Below are 22022 nucleotides of genomic sequence, written 5' to 3' on the forward strand. Positions count from 1 at the left end.
GGAAGGAGCGCTGGGGAGGCGGCCGCGTTGCCCGGGTGGGGCGTGGAGCCCCCGTCCAGGGCGAACATGAGGGTGGTGACGAGCATGCGCACATCGACGGCGGGGGCGGCGTCCGGCCTGGTGGTGCCGAGGCCCGCGAGGACGGTCTCGCCGGTCGCGGCGATGAGGACGTTGCCCGGCGTGACCGCGCCGTGCACGTGCCCGTGCGCGTGGACGACGGCCAGCGCGTCGAGCAGCCGCAGCCCCATCGCCGCGACCCGGCCCGGCTCCAGCGGTCCCTCGGCGGCGGTGACCCGGTCGAGCGAACCGCCCCTGATGAGGTCCATGACGACCCAGGGCTGAGGGCCGGAGGCGAGGACGTCGTGCACGGTGACGAGCCCGGGATGGCTCAGCGACGCCGCGAACCTGGCCTCGGCCAGCACCCGCTCCCGCTCGCCCGTCCCTGAGTCCGGCCGGGCGGTGGTGAGGGGGATCCGCTTGACCGCCACGTCGCGGTGCAGGACCTCGTCCCTGGCCAGCCAGGTGCCGCCGCCCGGGCCGAGCGGCTCGACCAGGGTGTAGCGTCCCGCCAGTACGGTGCCCCTCATCGCGTCAGCGCCTTGACGACCGAACGGGCCGCGGCACCCGCCTGCTCGGGCAGGGCGGGGTCCTGGGCGACCTCACGCCGCAGCGTCAGCTTGGCCACCAGGTTGCTCACCCGGAAGACGATCGCGACCTCGGTCTGCGGCCGGCGATCGTCGGTGACGGTCCACGTCATCGCCTCGTCGCCGAGCCCCTTGAGGTCGGTGATCTCGGAGCTCTTGCCCAGGGAGGAGTATTTCCTGCTCCGTTCGGCCTCGTCCCGCCGCGAGTCGAAGTCGTCGGCGGCCAGCGCGATCTCCGCGTGGGTGCCGGTCGGCTCCTGCATCTCCAGTTCGAGCCGCAGCGACCGGGATTCCTTGGCCAGGCTCTGATGCCAGGTGCATTCGGCGTTCTCCCTCGGCATGATCAACGCCTTCGGGACGGCCTTGGCTGCCTGCTCCGGGGTGAGGAGGCCGCACGCGCGCGGCAGGGCGGCGAACCGCCCCGCCCCGTCCGTCGCCGACGGTGCGGCGGCGACGGACGCGGGGGCCGCCGCGGAAATTCTCCCGAGCTGGGGTACGACGACCGCGCCCGCGCCGACCAGGGCCGCGACGGCCAGGGCGCCCAGCACGACCGGCAGCCGCACCCCGGGCGGGGTGGCCCGCGGCGGTTCGGGAAGTACGGCTGTAGCGGCCGGCCCCTGCACGACCGCCTCCAGCCAGCCCCGGAGCCGTTCTGCACCGGGACGCTTGTGTGGATCCTTGTCCAGCGCGGCGGCCAGCACCGGCCACAGCACGCTCCCCGAGGGGGCGGGCGGCTCGGTGAGGACGGCGCTCAGCGTGGCGACGGCGCTGTCCCTGGCGAACGGGCCGCGCCCTTCGACGGCGGTGTAGAGGGTGGCGGCCAGGGACCACAGATCCGAGGCCGGTCCCGCGGCCCCTGACCAGGCATCCGAGCCGGGCCCGGCGGCTCGTGGCGACGTCGGGCCGGTCGGCTGGATGGCGGTCCGATCCGCAGGACCCGCACCGGTCGGGTCGGTGGGTGGAACCACGGTCCGGTCGGTGGCGTGACCATCGGTCGGGCCTGTGGGCTGGATGAGGGTGTGGTCCGTGGCGGGGACGTGGTCTGTGGTGCGGGCATGGTCCGCACTGGGAGCCTGCTCTGTGCTGGGAGCGTGGCCTGTGCTGGGAGCGTGGCCTGTGCTGGGAGTGTGGCCTGTGCTGGCGGCGTGCTCTGTGCCGGGAGGGTGCAGGCATTCGGGAGCCGTGTAGCCCGGGGTGCCGACCGGTGTGCCGGGCAGGCCGCCGACCAGGGTGGCGATGCCGAAGTCCGTCAGCACCACGCGCCCGTCCCCCGCCAGCAGCACGTTGGCCGGCTTGACGTCCCGATGCAGCACCCCCGCCGCGTGCGTGGCCGCCAGTGCGGACAGCACCCGCAGCCCGATCTCGGCCGCGCGGCGCGCGGGCAGCGGCCCGTTCTCGCGGAGGACCTGCTCCAGGGACGGCCCGTGGACCAGCTCCATCACGATCGCCGGATCCCCGTCCTCGACGATCAGGTCGTGCACGGCCACGATCGAGGGATGCCGCAGCGCGGCGGCCGTCCTCGCCTCGGCCAGCGCGCGGTCGCACAGGGCGGCCCGCGACGCGGCGTCCAGCCCGGGGGCCAGCCGCACCCGCTTGACCGCCACCTCCCGCCCGAGGCTCTCGTCGCGGGCGCGCCAGACGACGCCCATGCCGCCCTCGCCGACGGGCTCGATGAGCCGGTACCTGCCTCCGATGAGCGACGTCATGTCACCCCCGCCTGCTCAGCGCGGCGGCCGTGAGCTTGGCGGCCCGCAGCGCGGCCGAGCGCACCCGCGCCGCCTCCGTGCCGTCGAAGTCGACGTACTCGACCTCCACCACCATGTTGCTGACCCGGAACACGACGTTGGACCTCACCATGGTCCCCGACTTCCGCTCGGAGACGTCGTACTGGAACGCCTCCTCACCGACCCCGGCGACCGGGGTGGCGGCAGTGGACGTGGTGCCGATCGGCCACTGCATCCCGACGGCGCCCCACTGCCACACCCCGCCGCTGGACCCGTCGCCGTTGATGGTCCGCTTGTTGAGGAACTCCTCGTGGGCCTCCACGGGGAGGGCCTCCCAGTAGTCCTTGTTCTGGGCCTTCGTGGGCTTGACGGAGAGCCCGACCTTCCGTTTCGTCCAGGCGCAGCCGTCCTCCTCGTGGTCGCGCTTCAGCTCGCGCCCGTACGCCGTCTCCTTGACCTGCGCGCCGGTGAGCAGCGTGCAGAAGTCGACCGGCACCGTGAACCTGCCCTTCGCCGGCTCTTTCGACGGCAGGGTTGAGGCCGGGGGAGCGGCGGCGGACGCGGGCGGGGCGGCCGCGCGGGGCGGCGGCGGGTCAGGGGTGTCGCGGGCGACGCCGTACCAGGCGAGGGTCCCGACGACGGCGAGCCCGGCGACGGCGGCGGCCACCGGGACGGCCCTGCCGAGGTGCGGGCGCGGACGCCGGGGACGGTCCATGGGAGCCGGTGCACCGGAGGCGGCGGCCTCCAGCCACCGGCCCGCCAGCGCGGGGTCCGGGCGGTCGGCGGCCTCGCGCGACAACATGCGCAGCAGCACCGGCCCCAGCGCCGCACCCGCCCGCGCGGACGGCCGCGGATCCTCGGTGAGCACCCGGTGCAGCGTCGCCAGCGGTGACGCGGTGTGGAACGGCGAGGTGCCCTCCACCGCCGTGTACAGCGTGGCGGCCAGCGACCACAGGTCCGACTGCGGCCCGCCGCGCTCGCCCCGCAACCGCTCCGGCGCGATGAACCCCGGCGAGCCGATCAGCAGCCCCGACTGCGTGATGGTGACCTGGCCGTCGATCCTGGCGATGCCGAAGTCCGTCAGCACGGCCCGGCCGTCGTCGCACAGGAACACGTTGCCGGGCTTGACGTCGCGGTGCTGGATGCCCTGCCGGTGCGCGACCGACAGGGCCGTCAGCAGGTCGGCGCCGAGCCGGGCCACCCGCTGCGGCGCCCACGGGCCGTCGTCGCGGATCGAGTCCTGCAGCGTGCGCCCGCGCAGCAGCTCCATGACGATCCACGGGCGGCCGTCCTCGGAGAACACGTCGTGGACGGTGGCGATGCCCGGATGGCTCAGCCGCGCCGCCGCGTACGCCTCCCGCACCGTGCGCTCGCACAGCTCGGCGCGCTCCTCCGCCGCGATGTCGGGCGAGAGCAGCACCTCCTTGACCGCGACCTCGCGGTCGAGCGTCTCGTCACGGGCGAGCCAGACGGTGCCCATGCCGCCTCGGCCGAGCGCCCGGATCAGCCGGTAGCGCTCGGATAACAGGGACTCCGGGGGATTGTCGATCATCGTTGGTCACATGGTGGTCGTTGGTACGATGCCTCGGCCAGACCCTTTGCAGCCTAGTGAAAACAAGCTGCTCGCCGGTGTCCGAGAAGAGGGTTCGTGGGGCTGCTGCGCATTCATTTCACGGCGGACGACGTGGCGCGCACGACAGTGGCCGCGGGCGCGGACCCGTTGTGGGAGGTCGTGCTCAGCAGTTTCCGGCTGCAGGACAAGGACAAGGCGCCGGCCTTCCGGCCCTGGGAGCGCGCCCTGCGCGAGAGCCCGGCCAGGCTTTCCAGGATGGCCTCCGGCCTGCGCTGGCTGACCGCGCTGGCGCCCGAGGCGCCGTACTTCCCCGACTTCCTCACACCGGCGGCGGCCCGCGACGGGCTGCAGGCCGGGCTCGACGCGTTGCGCGCCACCCCGAGCCGCCGGTTCCGCCACGAGCTGGAGCTGCTCGCCCGGCACGTGCCCATCCCCGCCTGGCTGGGCGCGCTCGCCGACCGCCCGTCCGCGCCCGTGGCCGAGCTGGCCGCCGCCCTGGCCGGCTACCACGCCGCGGCCATCGCCCCGTACCACGACCTCATCCAGCCCGCGGTGGAGGCCGACCGGGCCTGGCGCGCCGGCCGCCTGCTCAACTCCGGCGTGGAGGGCCTGCTGAGCAGCATGAAGCCGATGATGCGCTGGCGCTCGCCGGTGCTGGAGGTCGACTACAGCGTGGACCGCGACCTGCACCTGCGCGGCCGGGGGCTGACGCTGGTGCCGTCCTTCTTCTGCCGCCGCGTGCCGGTCTCGCTGGCCGACCCCGAACTGCCGCCGGTGCTGATCTATCCCATCGACGCCGCGTTCCGGTGGCAGCCGGGCGAGCGGACGCCGGGCTCGGTGGAGGCGCTGATCGGCGCCGCCCGCGCCGCCGTCCTGCAGGCCGCCGACGGCGGGGCCACCACCACGGAGCTGGCGCGGCGGGCGGGCGTGTCGCTGGCTGCGGCCAGCCGGCACGCGAAGGTGCTGCGGGAGGCGGGCCTGATCAGGAGCGTGCGCCGGGGCCCCGCCGTGCTCAACCTGCTGACCCCGCTGGGCAGCGGCCTGCTCGGGCCTGTGCCGCCGGCCTCGAAGTAGCGGTCCTGCTCGACGTGCTGACCCTCCCCGCCGAAGGCCCCGCTTCCGACGAGACGAACGTCGCCTTGCTTCTCGATGGAGTCAGCCGGGTTGCCGCGTCGCTGCGGAAGGTGCCCATGCGGGAGTTCATCGATGGCGCCACGCGACGTCGTCGAGTGCGAGGAACGGCGAGAGCGCGACCGCGGTCGGCGTCATCCCGGCGAAGGCCACGACGTCTCTGTGAAGGTGCGACTGGTCGGCGTAGCCGCTTTCCGCCGCCACCGAGGCGGCACGGTGGCCGGCGGCGAGACAGTGGGCCGCGTGGTCGAAGCGGATGAGCTGGGCGACCCGCTTGGGGGTGAGGCCGACCTGGGCGCGGAACCGAGACCAGAGGCGCTTACGGCTCCATCCGGTCTCGGTGACCAGTCGTTCGACCCGGATCCGCCCCCGGGTGGCCACCATCTGCCCCCAGGAGAAGGCGACTTCCGGGTCGACAGCGCGGCCCGCTTCCTCCCGCCGGGCCAGCGCGGCCTCCGCGATCGCGAATCGCTCCTCCCACGACCCGGCGGCACGCAATCGCTCCTGGATCCGTACGGCGTCTCGTCCCCAAAGGTCATCGAGGGCGACCACCGTCCCGCCCAGCTCCGAGGAGGCGCTCAGGACCGCGTGCGCGACCATCGGCGAAAGCCGCAACTGCAGGCACTCGGAACTCCTGGCCATCCCCCGCCCTCGGGCCCCGTCGGGTGCGAGTCCGGCGACGACGCGTTCTCGCTGCCGCGCGCCACGGCCGTCCTCGACGACGAACGGCTGGTCGCCGAGGTCGAAGATCACCGTGACCGCGGGGTGCGGGACCAACGCGACGTCGCGGAACTCGTTCGCCCGGTCGCTGAACCCTGCCATCACGACCCCCGGCAGCCGGCCGGGACGCGACCGACCGCCTGGCGGAACAGTCCTCGGGCACGGGGCATGGCCATGAGAGTGACGACGCTCATGGCCCCGGCGGACTGGCCGGCGACGGTCACCCGCCCCGGATCACCGCCGAACGCGGCGATGTTGTCCTGGACCCACTCGAGCGCGGCGATCTGGTCCAGCAGTCCCAGGTTGGCGGTGCCGTCATCGAGGTGGAGAAAGCCCTCGGCGCCGAGCCGGTAGTTGATCGTGACGCACACGACCCCGTCGCGGGCGAAGGACGTGCCTCGGTAGCCGGCGACGGATCCGGACCCCTGCGTGAACATGCCGCCGTGGATCCAGACCAGCACCGGCAGGCCGGATCCCCCGGGATCGGGGGTCCACACGTTGAGGTTCAGGCATTCCTCGCCAGGGATCACGACCTCCGGGAACACTGCCGCGCTCTCCAGGCCGCCGTCGCCCTTCGGGCAGGTCGGCCCGTAATCGGCGGCGCGGCGCTCGCCCTCCCACCGCGCGGGTGGCTCCGGAGGCCGCATGCGGCGCGCCCCGAAGGGCGGGGCGGCGTACGGGATCCCGAGGAACGCCGCCACGCCCCGGTCCGTCCGGCCCCGCAGCCGGCCACTCGCCACCTGAACCCCTGGCGCGCTGTCCACGGTGTTCGTCATCATCTCTCCTGTCGCTCGGAGCTCCGCGGCCGTCGCACGTGGAGCCGTGCCTGACGCGAGATCGAGCATCACAAGCGCGGGGCCAGGGTGTCTTGGACGAATATTCCGTCGCGGGAGACGGCGCGGGCCCGCGAACGGGCCCGCGCAGGGGGCGTGGTCAGCGGGCGGAGGCGGTGTAGGTGTGGCCCGGCCGGGTGTCGAAGGCGAAGGTCGTCTCGCCGGTGTTCGCGGCGCGGCCGAAGGTGAGCGGCACGGGCCGGTGCGTGGCGGTGTCCACCACGACCGGGCGGCCCGAGCGCCACGGGCTCGCCAGGGTCGCCCGTCCGCCCTTCTCGCTGGTCAGCGTGATGGACGAGACCTCGCGCCCGGCCCGCCGCTCGGCGGAGAGCAGGAACGCGCCCTTGGCGCGCAGCCGTACGAACTTGCCGTCACGGCCGGCGGGCCAGTCCGGGAAGACCCGGATCACGTCCTCGAACGTCTGCAGGAACATCGAGTTCACGGTTTCGAGCGAGCCCGAGGTCTCCAGGCCGCCGCCCGACTGCGCCACGGTCAGGTTCGGCCGCCACAGAAGCTTGATCACGGCCGTGAACCTGCCGATGAGGTCCTCGGGATCCCAGCCCGCGCGGGCCGCGATGGTGAACGTCTTCGGGAACCCGTTGATGGAGGAACCACGTGATCCCGGCAGGAACGGATCCACCCATTCCAGGGTGTTCCGGACCTTCCGCAGCTGTTCCGGGTCGCCGCCGATGGCCAGGTTGTCGCTCGGGTGGACGACGCCCTCCAGGTTGATGGGCTGGTCGTTCTTGTTGAGCAGCGCGTTGCCCTTGATCGGGTTCTCGATCTTGGTGGCGAGCAGGATGACGTCCAGGCCGTCCATGGTCGCCGTCGGGTACGGCGCCAGGTCGTCCAGGTAGCCCTGCCAGACCGGCCGCAGCTCCGCGTCCACCCCGAGCACCCGGCTGTACTCGATCAGCGCGGTCAGCGTCCGCCGGATGTAGCCGAGGTCGTAGGTCGAGTCGACGTCGTCGCCGCCCTCGTTCACGGCGCTGTTCAGGACGTGGTACTTGCCGTCGTCGCCCTTGACCACGTAGTCCATCCAGAACTCACCCAGTTCCTTGAGGAACGGGTAGGCCGTGGTGCGCAGGAACTCCTCGTCCCGGGTGTACTCCCAGTTCCACAGGAACGGGATGGCGGCGAATGTCCCGTTGGTCTTCTGGTCGGCGAGCTTCTTCGGCGACTTGGGGCCGGTCACCGGGACCTCGGCGGGGGCGGGACGGGTCTGGTTGTACGGGTAGATGGTCCGGCTGAAGGTCAGCCCCTTGTACCCGGCGGCATGCGTGGTGTTGCGTTGGTAGGGAAGCTCGGCCGCCACCGTCTTGTAGTAGGGGGCGGCCAGCTCGGGCCGGTCGGCGGAGTAGACGCCGTAGAACGGGGCCTGGGTGTTGTAGTTCAGCCAGTAGCGGTTGGAGCCGCCGGTCTGGTCGATGGTGCGCCACGGCGAATAGGTGCCGGGCAGGAACGAGCCCGCGCGGCTGGCGGCGCCCATCGCGTACAGGGCGCCGTAGTAGTACTTGTTGAGGATCGGGTCGCCGGTGTCGACGTACGACTTCAGCCAGAACCGCTTCCACCACTCGCGGTGCGCGGACCGGGCCCGGTCGAGGTCGCGGCCGTCGAGGCCGTGCACCCGGTCCACCGCCTCGGTGACGAAGTCGTTCAGCGGCGTGGGGTTGGCGTAGCCGCCGTTGCCGTGCAGCGTGGTGACCAGCCGCACGGGCCGGCCGGGGGCCAGCTCGAAGGCGAGGCGGGCGAGGTTGCCCGACGGCGTGCTCGCGGTGACCGGGGTGCGCGAGCCGATGACCCTGGCCGACGCGGCCGCCTTGGACACCCAGCCGCTCTCGCCGTCCGCGCCGGTCGTGCGGGTGATCCACACCTGACCGTCCCCGGCGACCCCCGTCGTGCCGGCGGGCACGGTCAGGTCGGCCTGGAGCGGCAGCGGCTGCGCGCCGTCGGGGATCGACAGCTCGGTGACCAGCAGGTTCTCGCCGTCGGCGGTCCAGGTGCGGGTGCTCAGCACCCGGCCGTCAACCGTCTGGGAGCCGCGGACCTCCCCGTTGAGGATGTCCTGCCGCTGGCGGTAGTTCGGGTCGTCGCCGAGTGCGCCGGTGAGGACGTTCCTCTGGCCGTCGAACAGCTGCAGGTCCCGGACGAAGGCCTTCTGGTTCGGGTCGGCGGGGTCGCGCACCGCACCCGTGACCAGCAGGCGCACGTGGCGGGCGGTGAAGGCGGGCACGGTCCGGTCGGTCAGCTCGGCCGTGTTGCCCGTGACCGTGTCCACATCGGTCCAGGTGACGCCGTCGTCGCTCTTCTGCAGGGCGAAGCTCCGGGTGTTGAGCGCCTGGAAGTTGGCGGCCCTGCCCTGGTAGCCGTTGTGCCTGACCACCCAGCGGTCGACCGTCTTCACCCCGCCCAGGTCGGCGGTGACCCATTGCGGGTCGGACGCGCTCGCGCCGGTCCGCGACACCCAGCGGGTCTCGGGGTCTCCGTCGATCACGCAGGCGGCGGTGCACTCGAGGGTGTCCTTGGCGGCAGGGGTGGCCGCGGCGTGCGCGGGGCCGATGGAGATCGTGCCGAACGGCAGCTGCCCGTTGCCGCTGTGCCAGAAGTCGGACTTGGACAGGTAGTACGTCTGCCGCTGGTCGCGGGCGTCGGACGTGACGTGCAGGTCGCCGTTGCCCAGGAGCAGGCCGGCGGTGTAGCGGGCGGTCTGCACGGCGTTGAGGGCCGGGGGAGCGGTGTAGGCGTCGTCGATGGCCGACAGGAGCTTGCGGATGTCCTGCCACTCCGACGCGCCGGCCTGGGCGGGCGCCGGGGTGAGGCCGACCACCGAGGTGGTCAGCACGGCGAGGGCGAGCAGGGCGCGGTGCCTCATAGGGGGTGCTCTCCGTTCAAGAGGGTTTGTACGGTCGCGGTACGGCGGGCCCGTTCGGCGGCGAAGACCACGCGGTGGCTGTCGACGCTCTCCTGGATTCCGGACAGGATCAGCTCGGGCCGCCCCTCGTGCAGGGCGGTGACGAACGACTCGATCAGGGCGGCGTCGCCGCCGGCGTGGCCTTCCGCCGCGCTGGAGCCGTCCAGCGAGGTGTCGATGATGGTCGTTTCTTCCGACAAAAAGTCATAAATGCGGATAAAGCGGCCGTCGCCGGTCAGCTGGCCCGCGGTGCCGAACAGCTTGGTGTGCCGGTTCTCCAGCGGCGTGAAGGCGGTCATCGTGAACGACGCGGTGACCCCGCCCTCGTACTCGATGGTCACCACCTGGTGGTCCACCACGTCGTTGTCGCTGGCGTACACGCAGCGCCCGTAGGGGCCCTCGGCCAGCGCCGCGGTGACCGCCTCCTCGGTGAGCGGGCCGCCGGTCATGACCCGGGTGAAGTACTGCTTGGTGCCGCCGTCGCGCAGCCCGTCGCGGTAGAGCCGCACGGCCGAGTACGGGCACCCGGGCTCGATCGGGCACTCCAGGCACCGGTCGGCGGCGCCCGGAGGCCGCTGGTCGGCGCGGAAGTGGCGCAGCCCGCCGAAGGAGGACACGCGCTCGGCCCTGCGCCCCACGACGTGGCCCAGCCAGTCGATGTCGTGACACGACTTGGCCAGCAGCGCGAACGTGGCCTCGTCCGCGCGCCGCCAGTTGCCGCGGACGAACGAGTGCGCGAAGTGGTACCACCCGACCGGCTCCAGGTGCTCCACGCTCACGACGTCGCCGATCCGGGGAAGCACCTCGCGCAGCCTGCGCGTGTAGGGGGTGTAGCGCATGACGTGGCAGATCGCGATCATGGCGCCGGTACGGGCCGCCGCCTCGCCGATGGCCACCGTGTCCGCCTCGGTGGGGGCGATGGGCTTCTCCAGCAGGATGTCGTAGCCCTGCTCGGCGAAGACCTCGGCCGGCGCCAGGTGATCGGCGTCCAGCGTGGCCACGATCACCGCGTCGGCGATCCTGCCGAGGCCGGCCAGCTCCTTCCAGTCGCGGAAGACCCGCTCGGGCGGGAGCGCGTGGCGTGCCGCGAACTCCTGCCGGGCGGCCGCGCGCGGCTCCGCCACCGCCACGACCCGCGCCCGGTCCGGCCAGCGCGCGGCCAGCTCGGCGTAGGCCGTGCCGCGCGCGCCCGCGCCCACCACGGCCAGAGTGATCGGCCGGTCGAGGGCCTCCCCGATGTGGTCCCTCAAGTTGATCATCCTTTGACCGCTCCCCCGGTGAGTCCCTTGACGAAGTGCTTCTGCAGCGCGAAGTAGAAGATGAGGATGGGCAGGGCCGACAGCACCATCAGGCCGAACATGTCGCCGTAGTCCCGCTGGAACTGGCCGAGCGCGCGGTAGACGCCCACGGTGACCGTGGTGCCGCCGGCCGGGCCGAGGATGATGAGCGGGTTGAGGAAGTCGTTCCAGATCCACACGCCCAGGAAGATCAGCACGCTGGCCGTGGCCGGGCGCAGCAGCGGGAAGACCACCCGCCAGAACGTGCCGAACGGGCCCGCCCCGTCGATCGAGGCGGCCTGCTCCAGCTCGACCGGTATGGCCCGGATGAAACCGGAGAAGACGAACACCCCGAACGGCACGTAGTACCCGACGTTGAACAGCACCAGCCCGCTGATCGTGCCCATCAGGCCGGTCAGGTTGAGCACCTGCGTGACCGGGACCAGGATCACCTGCGGCGGGATCATCAGCCCGGCCAGCAGCACCAGCAGCGTGATCCGCGCGAAGCGCGACGGGGTGCGGCAGATGTAGTGGCCCAGCATGGCCGACACGACCGTGAGGATCACGATCGACAGCAGGGTCACGGAGACGCTGTTGATCAGCCCGTTCCAGAACAGGTGGTCGGGGCGCGTCAGCGCCTGCGTGAGGTTGTCCAGCGTCGGCGGGATCGGCGGCGCCGCCGGGGAGGCGGTGATGTCCGGCCCGTGCTTGAAGACGTTGGCCACGACCAGGTAGAGCGGCAGGAAGAACGCGCCGGCCACCACGATCGAGACCAGCGGGCGCAGCCACCTCACAGGTCCACCTCCCTGCGGTTGAGCAGGCGCAGCGCGACGGCGGAGACCGTCGCGACGATCACGAGCATGAGGATCGCCATCGCCGAGGACTCGCCCGTGCGGTTGGCGGTGAAGCCGACCTGGATGACGTCGAAGGCCACGGTCGCCGTGGTGCCCAGCCCCGGACCGCCCGCCGTCAGCACCTGGATGTGGTCGTACGCCTTGAACCCGGTGATCAGCAGCATCACCGTGTTCGTGGTCAGCGCGGGCGCCAGGAGCGGCCAGGTGACCTTGCGGAAGCGCGTCCAGGAGCCCGCGCCGTCGATGGCCGCCGCCTCGTGCAGCGACTGGGGCACGCCCTGCAGCGCGGCCAGGTAGACCACCGAGCAGAAGCCGAGCATCTGCCAGCTGATGATGAAACCGATGGAGTACAGCGCCAGGTCGGGGTCCGACAGCCAGCCGACGCGGACCCCGAGCAGCCGGTTGACCAGGCCCTCGTCCTGCAGCATGGCCATCCACACCACGCTTACCACCACCGAGCTCAGCACGACGGGGACGAAGAAGACGCTGCGCAGCGCCCGGTAGAGCCAGCCGGCGCGGTCGAGCAGCACGGCCACGCCGACGCCGGCCACGTTGGGCACGATCACGATGATCAGCGTCAGGATCGTGGTGACCTTCAACGAGGTCAGGAAGGACGGGTCGGCCAGCAGGCGCAGGTAGTTGTCCGGCCCGACGAAGCGCGTCCGCGTGGCGAACAGGCTGGCGTCGGTGAGGCTGTAGCCGAAGCTGAGCAGGATGGGCGCGAGCACGAAGCAGGCGTAGACCAGCACGCCCGGGGCGACGAAGCTCAGCAGGTACGTCAGCCGCTGCCAGGGGACGGCCGCGGTGCGCGCGGCGGCCCGCTTGTCGAGGAACATCTACCGGCCGCCCGCCTTGACCCATTCCGCGTCCAGCGCCTTCGCCGCCGCGGCGCCGTCGGTCTTGCCCGCGATGATCTCCTGGGCCAGCGCGAACACCTTGTCGCCCACGCCCGGCAGCAGCGAGTCGTCGCCGGTCTCGACCGTGAAGGCGTTGACCGCTCTGCCCGCCTTGAACACCTCGAGCGTGGCGTTGTAGACCGGGCCCATCGGCGGCGGCTGATAGCCGTTGATCGCGATGATGGCCGCGTCGCTCCTGACGAGCACGTCGTTGTTGGCGGCGTCCTGATTGAACTCCAGCGCGAACGTCCTGGCCGCCTCGAGGTTCTTGGATCTGGCGTTCACGATGGGGCCGCCGCCCGTGTACGAGGGCACCACCACCTGGCCGTCGTCGGTGGGCCAGGCGAAGACGCCGATCTCGAACGGCGGCTTGCCTGTGTCGGCTGCGGCGGCGAACCAGGACCCCATCGGGTACATGGCGCCCTTGCCGTCCAGGAACGCCTTCTCGGTCGACGGGTAGTCGCGCGACAGCCCGGCCTTGTCGACATACCCCTTCCCGACCAGGTCGGCGAACTTCTGGGTCGCCTTGACGAAGGCCGGGTCGCCGAACCTGACCTGTCCGGCGCGCCGCTTGACCAGGAAGTCCGGCTGCCGCGCGTAGACGTCGGCGCCGACGAGCGCGATCCAGATGTAGCCGGCCGCGAACGCGTCCTTGCCGCCGCCGCCCACCACGAACGGGTTGATTCCCTTGGCCGTGAGCTTGGCCGAGACGTCGAGCAGCTCCGCGTAGGTCTTCGGCGGCGCGTCGACGCCGGCCTCGGCGAAGAGCTTCTTGTTGTAGTAGACCAGCGGGGTCGGCTGGGAGTTGTAGGGGAGCTGGTAGATCTTGCCGCCCAGCGGGTTGGAGCGCGGGTGGGCGTAGTTCTTCAGCTCCTCCTCGCTCCAGGCGTACAGGTTGCCGCTCTCCGCGAGCCCGCTGGGCGCGATGGCCTGCATGACGTCGGGCAGCTGACCCGAGGCGAGCAGCTGCTTGGCGTAGGCGTTGCGCTCGCCCGCGCTCGGCGCCACGAGCTTCCTCACCGCGATGTCGGGGTGCTTGTCGGTGACGCGCTTGATGGCCGCGTCCCAGTACTCCGGCGTCAGGTTGGGCGTCTCGAACACCAGGAAGGAGATCTCCTTCTTGCCGTTCGCCACTGGCTGCTGTGACCCTGCCGGCGCGCACGCGGCGAGTGTCAGGGCAGCGGTGGCCAGCACGATGGCCTTGTTCACCTGGGGTCCTCTCTAGGGGGTGGCCGACCGGCGGCACCGCGCCGCGGGTGGGTCTTATTTTTAGTAGTTCCTCAAATAATTCGCAATGCCCTACCATCGGATCGTGACCTTGACCGGACAGGATCCGGCGCTCCTGCGCCGCCTCAACGCCGCCGCCGTGCTGCGCACGCTGCACGCCGCGGACGAGCTGACCCTGACGCAGCTCGTGAAGACCACCTCCATCTCCCGGGCGACCGTCGAGGACGTCATCGCCGGGCTCGACGAGCTCGTCGAGGAGGTCGGCATCAAGGTCGGGGATCCGCGCCCGGTCGGCCGGCCGGCCAAGCGCTACCGCTTCCGCGCGGAGGCCGGCCACGTCGTCGGCGTCGACATCGGCCCGCACAAGGTCCTGGCGCTCACCGCCGACCTCAAGGGGCGCATCGTCGACCGCAGGCGCACGGTCGTCACCCCCGAGACCGGCACCGCCGACAGGATCGCCGCGGCCAGGTCGGTGGTGCGCAGGACGCTCCGCGCGGTCGGCGTCGAGCCCGGCCAGGTACGCGCGCTGGGAGTGGCCACGACGGGCGTGGTCGACCCCGCCGACGGCCGGATACTGATCAGCGACCGGCTGCCCGGCTGGGCGGGCGTCGACCTGCCCGCCGCGCTCGACGGCCTCGCGGACGGCCCGGTCCTGGTGGGCAACGACACCAACCTGGCCGCGCTGGCCGAGCACTGGTGCGGCGCCGCCGTCGGGGCGAAGGACGTGATCTGCCTGCTGGCCGGGCGCAGCGTCGCGGCGGGCCTGCTCATCGGAGGCAAGCTGCACGCGGGCCGCAACGGCGCGGCGGGGGAGATCGGCGTCATGCGCGCCTTCGGGTGGTACACCGCGTTCGACCGATTCCTCGCCTACGGCGGGGACGCCCCCTCCGGGGAGGCGGCCAAGCGGGTGTTCGAGGCCGTGCGGGAGGGCGACGCGGAGGCCGCGGCCATCGTCCGCGCCTTCGCCCGCGACCTGGCCAAGGGCGTCGGCGCCGCCGTGCTCACGATGGACCCGGAACTGGTCGTCCTGGGCGGCGGCCTGTCGGGCGCGGGTGAGCTGCTGGCCGCGCCCCTGCGCGAGGAACTCGCCGAGCTCTGCCTGTTCCCCGTACGCGTGGAGAGCTCGGAGCTGGGCGGCGAGTCCGTCGCGCTCGGGGCGGTACGGCTGGCGCTCGACCACGCCGAGCACGCGATGTTCGGCGTGGGCCCCGCATGACCAGCGGCCCATCGTCACCTGGAGCGGAGCGGGCCGACGGTTCACCCGTCCAGATCGGCGCTCTCGTTCCGCTGACCCGGCCGGGCTGGGTCGAGGCGGGCCGGCACTTGCTCGCCGGACTCGAGCTGGCCGTTCGCGAGGTCAACGACGCCGGCGGGATCGCCGGAAGACCGCTCGAGCTGGTGGTCCGAGACACCGCGGCTGATCCGCAGAAGGCCGCGGCGTCCGTGGACGAACTCGCCAGCCTGGGCGTGGCCGCCTTGGCGGGGGAGTATCACAGCGTCGTCGCGCGCGCCGCCGCCGCCCGGGCCGACGCCCTCGGCCTGCCGTTCCTCTGCTCGTCGGCGGTTCTCGACGCCCTCACCGAACAGCCGACGCGATGGGTCGCGCGCCTGGCCCCGGCGCAGTCCCACGGCTGGCAGATCTACGCGGACTTCCTCCTCGGCGCCGGCCACAGCCGCATCGCCGTAGCAGCCGACCCGAGCGTCTACTGGGCATCCGGGACCCGCATCCTGCGGGACCACCTCGCTCCACGCGGCGGCACCGTCATCGAGCTCGACATGCGCGCGCTCACCCCCGCGGCCGTGTGCGACGAACTCGCCGGCAATCGCGCGACCGCCCTCCTTCTTCTGGTCGGCCACCCGGAGCCGGCGGTGCCGATCGTCAAGTCCGTCCGCCGCGACCGGCGCCTCGCCGGGATCATGATCGGTGCTCCGGCAGGGCAACCGGAGTTCGCCGGATGGGCGAGGTCGCTGGGCGGCGACGGCGCCGCGATCCCGTTCCTGCGCTACCTGCCCGAGCGCCTCGGCCCACTCGGTACGCGAGTCGAGACGGCCCTGCGCGAGCGGCTGGCCGAAGTGCCCTCCTTCGTCGCCTTCGAGGGCTACGACACCATCACGGTCCTGGCCGAGATGCTGCGTACGTACGGCGCGGACCGGGCGCGCACCGCCGGATCCTGGCCGCGCGTCGCGGTCGAAGGCACCCGCGGGCAGATCCGGTTCTCCCGCACGCCGGGCATCAGCGTCTGGCAATGGGCCTGGACGCCGGTCCAGGTCGTTGATCGAGATCCGGCGGAACCGGATCGCTTTCGGGTCCTTCACGCCGGCTGAGAGAGTACAGACGGTCACAATCGACCTCTGAGCGGAAGCGGAAGGAGTCAGCGTGCGAATCGTCGTCATCGGTGCGGGGGTGGTCGGAGCGGCGGTCGCGGCGGGACTCACCCGGCGCGGCGCGCAGGTCACCGTCCTGGAGGCGCGTACTCCGGGATCCGGTACGACCTCCACGTCCCTGGCGTGGGTCAATGCCAACGACAAGACGCCCAAGGAGTACTTCGACCTCAACCACGCCGCCGTCCGGGCGCACCACCGGCTCTCCGGCGACTGGTTCTTCCCCACGGGCAACCTCGAGTGCGCGGTCTCCGACGAGCACAAGGAACGCCTGGAGGCCCGCGTACAGCGGCTGGCCGGCATGGGCTACCCGGTCGAGCGGATCACCGCCGCGCGCGCCTTGACCCTGGAGCCCGACCTGGTGCCTCCGCCTCCCGGCACCGAGTACGTGTTCTTCCCCGAGGAGGCGCACGTGCACCCGCTGCGCCTGCTCGGGAGCCTGCTCGGCGAGGCCCGCGACGCCGGGGCCGCGCTCGCGTGCGGGGCCGAGGTGACCGCGATCGAGACCTCGTCGTCGGGCGTCACGGTGACGGCGGCCGACGGGCGGGCCTTCGACGGCGACGTGGTGGTCACCTGCGCCGGTCGCTGGACGCAGGGGGTGGCGGCGCTGGCCGGGGCCGAGGTGCCCATGCTCGACCCGGCGGTGTCCGGCGCGATCACCAACGGTTTCCTCGTCACCACGACCCCCGTGCCCGCCCGCCTGTCCCGCGTGCTCCACTCCGACGGGCTCAACCTGCGGCCGGACGGGGGCGGGCGGCTGCTGCTGCAGTCGCTGCCGCTGGACGGGCGGGCGGACCCGGCGGTCCCGGTGCCCGGCGACGTCCAGGACTCGATCCTGGCCCTGATGGCGCGCGTGCTGCGGGCCGTGGATGGGGCCACGGTGGAGCGGGCGGTGGTCGGCCGGCGGGCGATGCCGGGGGACGGGCTCACGGTGGCGGGTTTCGCGGACGCGGAGCGGCGCGTGTACACGGTGGCCACGCACAGCGGGGTCACGCTGGCGCCGCTGCTCATGGGGGAGGTGGCGGGGGAAGTGTACGGCGAGGAGTCGCCGCTGCTGGCGCCGTTCCGGCCGTCCCGCTTCGCCGACGGCACCGCCGGGCCCGCCCCTGCCCCGGCACGGCGGCCGGGACAGCAGTAGGGTCCCCGGAAAGGCGTGGTCACCCGGCCGGCGGGATGTTCTTGAGGAAGAGGATGCCGTCGGTCGTGTGCACCTGGCCGGGGTCCAGGGCGAAGTAGCCGGAGCTCGTGTCGGTCTGGGGAGCCAGCTCGATGCCCTCCAGCGCCCCGGCCAGGCGTTCGGAGGCGATGAGGTAACCGCCGTGCGGCAGGGCGGCGTGCAGGACGCCTTCCAGGGTGTCCGGCGGGGTCGCCGCGCCGCCCATGGTCGAGGCGATGAAGGCGTACGCGTCGCCCAGCTGCGCCGCGACGATCGAGCCGGCGCTCCACCACTCCAGCAGCAGGTCGCCGCCCTGCCAGCCCGCCGTCTGCCAGACGCTCCTGTCCCGCTGGAGGTGCCGGTTGTGGGCGTAAACCAGCGCCGGGCCGTAGCGGAGTGCGATCGCCAGGAGGTTCTCGGCCATCATCGTGTCCCGCAGCCCCATGAGGCGCATGACCCTGGCCGGCGACGTGTCCGCCATCCCCGCGTGGTAGCGGAGCAGGCCCGTGGCCGTACGCCCGAACAGGCAGGCCCGCCACCACGCCTCCCGCGAGGTCGCGGCGATCAGGCGCGGTGACTCCGCCGTGAGCAGGGCCACGAGGTCGTCCGCCATGAGGCGCAGCTCGACGGCGTCGGGCGAGCGGCCGACGGACTGCGCGGGGTCCATGGTGGCGGCGGGGTTCGTCCACCGGGAGTCGGCGCCGAGCAGCCGGTCGACGGCGTCGAAGGACGGCACGTCGAGGTGGGCGGCGAGATAGCCGTGCAGCCCGGCGAGGGCCGGACGGGGGCTGCCGGGCCCGGCCAGCTCGAGCGGCCCGTCGAAGCCGAAGAAGCGGATCCGCTCGGCCGCGGGCCGGTGCCGGTTGTGCTCCCGCATCCAGCTCACGAGCTCCCGGTCGGCGGCCGAGCCGCCGAGCCCGTGACTGAAGCCGCGCCGCATGACGTCGTCGAGCGTCCCCACACCCTCCGTGACGTACGCGTCCACGACCAGCGCCGCGAGGCAGTCGCTCTCGATCGCGATCGACCGATGACCCTCGTGCTCCACGAGGTGGCGGAAGGCCTCGTTGCGCTGCCGGAGGAACGCCTCCTCGCCGTGCGTGGGCTCGCCGAGGCCGAGCAGGCGCGGCGGGGCCGGGAACGACCTGAGCAGCTTCGTGATCGCGGCGCCCTCGAAGGGCCAGCCGGAGTCAAGGATCGCGGATTCCATGCCTTCAACCGTATCGTTGAACCTTCTGTGTAAACTTTGCCCATGCCCCGCGAGCGACTCCGGCCCGTGGATCTGGCGCGCGAGCACGGCCTGTCCACGCAGGCGATCCGCAACTACGAAGAGGCGGGCATCCTCCCGCCGGCCGCGCGCACTCCCCACGGCTACCGCACCTATACCCCCGTCCACCGGGAGGCCCTGCGCGCCTTCCTCGCCCTCATCCCCGGCCACGGCCACCAGACGGCCACCTCGATCATGCGGGAGGTGAACGGAGGCGCGGTCGAGGAGGCCCTGCGGCTCATCGACGAGAGCCACGCGCAACTGCTCGACGACCGCCGGACGCTGCAGGCCGTGGAGCGGGCGCTGCGCGACCTGACGGTGGAGGAGAGGCCCGGAACGCCGGCGCCGGTGGAGCGGCCCGGGCCCGGCGGCGTCACCTTCATCGGCCCGCTGGCCAGGAGGCTCGGCATCAGGCCCGCGACGCTGCGCAAGTGGGAGCGCGCCGGGCTGGTCAACCCGAGCCGCGACCCTCAAACCGGCTACCGCGTCTACACGGCCGCCGACGTGCGCGACGCCCGGCTGGCCCACCAGCTCAGACGCGGCGGCTACCTGCTCGAGCAGATCGCCCCGCTGCTCGCCCAGGTGCGCTCCGCCGGGGGGATCGCGCCCCTGGAGGCGACCCTGCGCGACTGGCGGACCCGGCTGACGGCCCGTGGCCGCGCCATGCTGACCGGCGCCGCCGGGCTCGACGCGTACCTGGGTCACCCCGGAGGTCCCGCTGCGGTCGCGGAGGATTAAGATACAGGGCAGCTCTGTATCCTAATTGGCCATGACAGGCAGACGGGAACACGCCATGGGTGCCTACGTGCTCGGCTTCCACGACATCGACAAGACGCTTCTCCCCCTGGTCGGCGGCAAGGGGGCCAACCTCGGCGAGCTGTCCGCCGTCGAGGGGGTGCGGGTGCCGCCGGGCTTCTGCGTCACCACCGAGGCCTACCGCGCGGTCGTCGAGTCGGACGCGACGATCGCCGCGCTGATCGACAGGCTCTCCGGGCTGCGCGCGGACGACCGTGCCGGGATCGCCGAGGCGTCCGCCCGCCTGCGGGAGGCCGTCGAGACGCTGCCCGTACCGGCCGAGATCGAGGACGACATCCTGCGCCGCCTCGGGGAGCTCGGCGACGTGCCCTGCGCGGTGCGCTCCAGCGCCACCGCCGAGGACCTGCCGTCCAGCTCGTTCGCCGGGCAGCAGGACACGTACCTGAACGTCAGGGGAGCCCCTGCGGTGCTCGCGAGCGTGCGGCGCTGCTGGGCGTCGCTGTTCACCGACCGGGCGGTGGCGTACCGGATCAAGAGCGGCTTCGAGCACCGCGCGGTGCGCGTGTCCGTGGTCGTGCAGCAGATGGTCTTCCCCGAGGCGGCGGGCATCATGTTCACCGCCGACCCGGTGACGTGCAACCGGAAGGTGGTCTCGATCGACGCCGGGTTCGGCCTCGGGGAGGCGTTCGTGTCGGGCGTGGCGAACGCCGACAACTACCGCGTACGCGCGGGCGAGATCACCGCGCGCAACGTCGTCACCCAGGACATCGAGCTGCGCCCGTCCCCGGACGGCGGCACGGAGGAGCGGGAGATCGAGCCCGCGCGCCGGCACGTGCAGACCCTGAGTGACGAGCAGATCCTCCGCCTCGAACGCCTCGGCCGCCGCATCGAGAGCCACTTCGGCCGCCCGCAGGACATCGAGTGGGGCCTGGCCGGCGGCGAGTTCCAGATCCTGCAGAGCCGCCCGATCACCACCCTCTACCCGGTGCCCGGGACGGCCGACGGCAAGAACCACGTCTTCATGTCGTACGGCCACCGCCAGATGATGACCGACGCCTTCAAGCCCCTGGGCCTGTCGCTGTTCGCGCTCCTGCACGACCGGCTGGGCCGCTCGGCGGGGACGGTGTCCGGCAGCCGGTTCTACAAGGACGTCTCACCCGAGCTGTCCTCGTCGTGGGCGCGCGCGGTCACGCTCAAGAGCCTCGGCCAGGTGGACGTCCTCATGGCCAACGCCCTGCGCCAGGTCCTGACCAGGAAGGACTTCGTGCGCGACCTGGCCCACGGCAAGACCTCGATGCTGGACTTCGGCGAGGGCGGGCTGCTGCCGATGGCCCGCCAATATCTGAAGATGTCCGGCAAGGACGACACCGAGGCCGTGCCCGAGCTGATCGCCGAGAACGAGCGGACCGTCGAGGAGCTGCGCCGCGGCATCGCGGGCAAGTCGGGGGACGAGCTGTTCGCGTACATCCTGGACGACCACGACGTGCTGGCCCGGCTCACGTTCGATCCGCGCAGCGTGGCGGCGGCCTTCGTCGGCATCCAGGCGGTGAACTGGGTCAACAAGCGCATGAAGGCCTGGCTCGGCGTGCAGAACGCCGCCGACGCCATCGCCCAGTCCGCCGACCACAACGTGGTGGCCGCCATGGGCCTCGACCTGCTGGACGTCGCGGACGCCGTCCGCCCGTACCCGGCGGTGGTCGAGCACCTCGAACGCGCCGGCCGGGACACGCTCCTCACCGGGCTCGACGGCCTGGAGGGCGGTCCCGAGGCCCGCCGCGCCCTTGAGGGCTACCTGCGCACGTACGGGATGCACTGCTCGGGCGACATCGACATCACCCGGACCCGGTGGAGCGAGGACCCCACCCAGCTCGTCCCGCTCCTGCTGAGCAACGTCCGCAACTTCGCGCCCGGCGAGCGCGCCCGCAAGGTCGAACGCGGCCGCGCCGAGGCCGAGAGCACCATCGCCGGCCTGCTGGAACGCCTCAGGGCGCTGCCGGGCGGCGAGCGGAAGGCGAAGAAGGCGGCCCGGCAGATGAGCCTCATCCGCCACTTCATCGGCTACCGCGAGTACTCCAAGCACGCCCTGCTCCAGCGCTACGAGCTGTACAAGCGGGCGCTGCTGGCCGAGGCCGCCGAGCTCGTCGCCCGCGGGGTGATCAGGGAGCCGCAGGACGTGTACTTCCTGTCGCTGGAGGAGTTCAGGGAGGTCGTGCGGAGCGGGAGGATCGACCCCGCGCTCGTCGACGGGCGGCGGGAGGCGTTCGAGGAGGACCGGAAGCTGACGCCGCCGCGCGTCATCACCTCCGAGGGCGAGGTGATCTCCGGCGAGTACGACACCGGCGCCCTGCCCGAAGGCGCGCTGGCGGGCATCGCCGTGTCGTCGGGCGTCGTCGAGGGGCGCGCCCGCATCGTGCTGAGCATGGACGAGTCGGACGTCGAGGAGGGCGACATCCTCGTCACCGTCTACACCGACCCGAGCTGGTCGCCGCTGTTCGTCTCGGTCAAGGGCGTCGTGATGGAGGTCGGCGGGGTGATGACCCACGGCGCCGTGGTCGCCAGGGAGTACGGCCTGCCCGCGGTCGTCGGCGTGGAGAACGCCACCCGGCGCATCGAGGACGGCCGGCTCATCCGCGTCAACGGCACCGAGGGCTACGTCGAACTGCTCTGACCCCGG

17 protein-coding genes are annotated in these 22022 nt (G+C 72.4%); 6 read left to right on the forward strand and 11 right to left on the reverse strand.

The genetic code is table 11. From position 1 onward, the window contains the following. The 3 genes from ACWEPL_RS57110 to ACWEPL_RS57120 all read right to left on the reverse strand — a co-directional run. On the reverse strand, positions 1–587 hold a 587-nt coding region (locus ACWEPL_RS57110), incomplete at its 3' end, for a serine/threonine-protein kinase (RefSeq protein ID WP_452441605.1). Continuing rightward, positions 584–2350 carry a protein kinase domain-containing protein gene (locus tag ACWEPL_RS57115; protein ID WP_452441606.1) on the reverse strand — a complete coding sequence of 589 codons (1767 nt, stop codon included), beginning with the start codon at positions 2348–2350 and terminating at the stop codon, positions 584–586. The genes ACWEPL_RS57115 and ACWEPL_RS57110, both read right to left, overlap by 4 nt. 1 nt (position 2351) lies before the next feature. Then, positions 2352–3920, reverse strand: coding sequence for a serine/threonine-protein kinase (locus ACWEPL_RS57120; protein ID WP_452441607.1), 1569 nt, complete (start codon positions 3918–3920; stop codon positions 2352–2354). 96 nt (positions 3921–4016) lie between these two features. On the opposite strand from ACWEPL_RS57120, the gene ACWEPL_RS57125 reads away from it, so the two are divergent. Continuing rightward, positions 4017–5015 carry an ArsR/SmtB family transcription factor gene (locus tag ACWEPL_RS57125; RefSeq protein WP_363980078.1) on the forward strand — a complete coding sequence of 333 codons (999 nt, stop codon included), beginning with the start codon at positions 4017–4019 and terminating at the stop codon, positions 5013–5015. A 126-nt stretch (positions 5016–5141) separates the two neighbouring features. Here ACWEPL_RS57125 and ACWEPL_RS57130 read toward each other — a convergent pair whose 3' ends face one another. From ACWEPL_RS57130 to ACWEPL_RS57160, 7 genes are all read right to left on the reverse strand, one after another. Then, entirely contained in the window at positions 5142–5894 is a 753-nt protein-coding gene (locus ACWEPL_RS57130) for a helix-turn-helix domain-containing protein (protein WP_452441608.1), read from the reverse strand. Beyond that, positions 5894–6571, reverse strand: a complete 678-nt coding sequence (locus ACWEPL_RS57135) for a carboxylesterase family protein (protein ID WP_452441609.1) — start codon at positions 6569–6571, stop codon at positions 5894–5896. Before ACWEPL_RS57135 ends, ACWEPL_RS57130 begins: the two co-directional genes overlap by 1 nt. Before the next feature lie 154 nt (positions 6572–6725). Further along, positions 6726–9497 carry a glycosyl hydrolase family 95 catalytic domain-containing protein gene (locus ACWEPL_RS57140; protein WP_452441610.1) on the reverse strand — a complete coding sequence of 924 codons (2772 nt, stop codon included), beginning with the start codon at positions 9495–9497 and terminating at the stop codon, positions 6726–6728. Then, positions 9494–10795 carry a Gfo/Idh/MocA family protein gene (locus ACWEPL_RS57145; RefSeq protein WP_452441611.1) on the reverse strand — a complete coding sequence of 434 codons (1302 nt, stop codon included), beginning with the start codon at positions 10793–10795 and terminating at the stop codon, positions 9494–9496. Before ACWEPL_RS57145 ends, ACWEPL_RS57140 begins: the two co-directional genes overlap by 4 nt. Next, positions 10792–11607: a carbohydrate ABC transporter permease gene (locus ACWEPL_RS57150; protein ID WP_431924246.1), complete on the reverse strand. Its 816-nt coding sequence runs from the start codon at positions 11605–11607 to the stop codon at positions 10792–10794. The genes ACWEPL_RS57145 and ACWEPL_RS57150 overlap by 4 nt, the downstream gene beginning before the upstream one ends. Continuing rightward, positions 11604–12503 carry a carbohydrate ABC transporter permease gene (locus ACWEPL_RS57155; protein ID WP_363980094.1) on the reverse strand — a complete coding sequence of 300 codons (900 nt, stop codon included), beginning with the start codon at positions 12501–12503 and terminating at the stop codon, positions 11604–11606. Before ACWEPL_RS57155 ends, ACWEPL_RS57150 begins: the two co-directional genes overlap by 4 nt. Continuing rightward, a complete protein-coding gene (locus ACWEPL_RS57160) occupies positions 12504–13772 on the reverse strand; it encodes an ABC transporter substrate-binding protein (RefSeq protein ID WP_452441612.1) in 1269 nt (422 codons plus the stop codon). Positions 13773–13875: 103 nt separating this feature from the next. Between ACWEPL_RS57160 and ACWEPL_RS57165 the strand changes: the two genes are divergently transcribed. From ACWEPL_RS57165 to ACWEPL_RS57175, 3 genes are read left to right on the forward strand one after another with little or no spacing between them, the layout of a single operon-like run. Beyond that, positions 13876–15006, forward strand: a complete 1131-nt coding sequence (locus ACWEPL_RS57165) for an ROK family protein (RefSeq protein ID WP_452441613.1) — start codon at positions 13876–13878, stop codon at positions 15004–15006. Continuing rightward, entirely contained in the window at positions 15003–16115 is a 1113-nt protein-coding gene (locus ACWEPL_RS57170) for an ABC transporter substrate-binding protein (RefSeq protein ID WP_452441614.1), read from the forward strand. Before ACWEPL_RS57165 ends, ACWEPL_RS57170 begins: the two co-directional genes overlap by 4 nt. Before the next feature lie 52 nt (positions 16116–16167). Beyond that, positions 16168–17310 (forward strand): NAD(P)/FAD-dependent oxidoreductase, encoded by a 1143-nt coding sequence (locus ACWEPL_RS57175; protein WP_452441615.1) that lies wholly within the window; start codon positions 16168–16170, stop codon positions 17308–17310. A 19-nt stretch (positions 17311–17329) separates the two neighbouring features. Here the strand turns inward: ACWEPL_RS57175 and ACWEPL_RS57180 are convergent, their stop codons facing one another. Continuing rightward, a complete protein-coding gene (locus tag ACWEPL_RS57180) occupies positions 17330–18535 on the reverse strand; it encodes an erythromycin esterase family protein (protein WP_452441616.1) in 1206 nt (401 codons plus the stop codon). Between the two features lie 42 nt (positions 18536–18577). On the opposite strand from ACWEPL_RS57180, the gene ACWEPL_RS57185 reads away from it, so the two are divergent. Beyond that, on the forward strand, positions 18578–19330 hold the full coding sequence (locus tag ACWEPL_RS57185) for a TioE family transcriptional regulator (RefSeq protein ID WP_452441617.1): 753 nt from the start codon (positions 18578–18580) through the stop codon (positions 19328–19330). A gap of 31 nt (positions 19331–19361) precedes the next feature. Beyond that, entirely contained in the window at positions 19362–22016 is a 2655-nt protein-coding gene (gene rph, locus ACWEPL_RS57190) for a rifamycin-inactivating phosphotransferase (RefSeq protein WP_452441618.1), read from the forward strand. The last annotated feature ends 6 nt before the right edge of the window (positions 22017–22022 follow it).

The sequence above is a fragment of the Nonomuraea sp. NPDC004186 genome (assembly GCF_053603495.1).

What these genes read in the sequence shown, in the direction of transcription:
- ACWEPL_RS57115 (WP_452441606.1), bottom strand. Translation starts at nt 2,350, where the DNA reads ATGACGTCGCTCATCGGAGGCAGGTACCGGCTCATCGAGCCCGTCGGC.
- ACWEPL_RS57135 (WP_452441609.1), bottom strand. Translation starts at nt 6,571, where the DNA reads ATGATGACGAACACCGTGGACAGCGCGCCAGGGGTTCAGGTGGCGAGT.
- rph (WP_452441618.1), top strand. Translation starts at nt 19,362, where the DNA reads ATGACAGGCAGACGGGAACACGCCATGGGTGCCTACGTGCTCGGCTTC.
- ACWEPL_RS57155 (WP_363980094.1), bottom strand. Translation starts at nt 12,503, where the DNA reads ATGTTCCTCGACAAGCGGGCCGCCGCGCGCACCGCGGCCGTCCCCTGG.
- ACWEPL_RS57130 (WP_452441608.1), bottom strand. Translation starts at nt 5,894, where the DNA reads ATGGCAGGGTTCAGCGACCGGGCGAACGAGTTCCGCGACGTCGCGTTG.
- ACWEPL_RS57140 (WP_452441610.1), bottom strand. Translation starts at nt 9,497, where the DNA reads ATGAGGCACCGCGCCCTGCTCGCCCTCGCCGTGCTGACCACCTCGGTG.
- ACWEPL_RS57185 (WP_452441617.1), top strand. Translation starts at nt 18,578, where the DNA reads ATGCCCCGCGAGCGACTCCGGCCCGTGGATCTGGCGCGCGAGCACGGC.
- ACWEPL_RS57170 (WP_452441614.1), top strand. Translation starts at nt 15,003, where the DNA reads ATGACCAGCGGCCCATCGTCACCTGGAGCGGAGCGGGCCGACGGTTCA.
- ACWEPL_RS57180 (WP_452441616.1), bottom strand. Translation starts at nt 18,535, where the DNA reads ATGGAATCCGCGATCCTTGACTCCGGCTGGCCCTTCGAGGGCGCCGCG.
- ACWEPL_RS57145 (WP_452441611.1), bottom strand. Translation starts at nt 10,795, where the DNA reads ATGATCAACTTGAGGGACCACATCGGGGAGGCCCTCGACCGGCCGATC.
- ACWEPL_RS57120 (WP_452441607.1), bottom strand. Translation starts at nt 3,920, where the DNA reads ATGATCGACAATCCCCCGGAGTCCCTGTTATCCGAGCGCTACCGGCTG.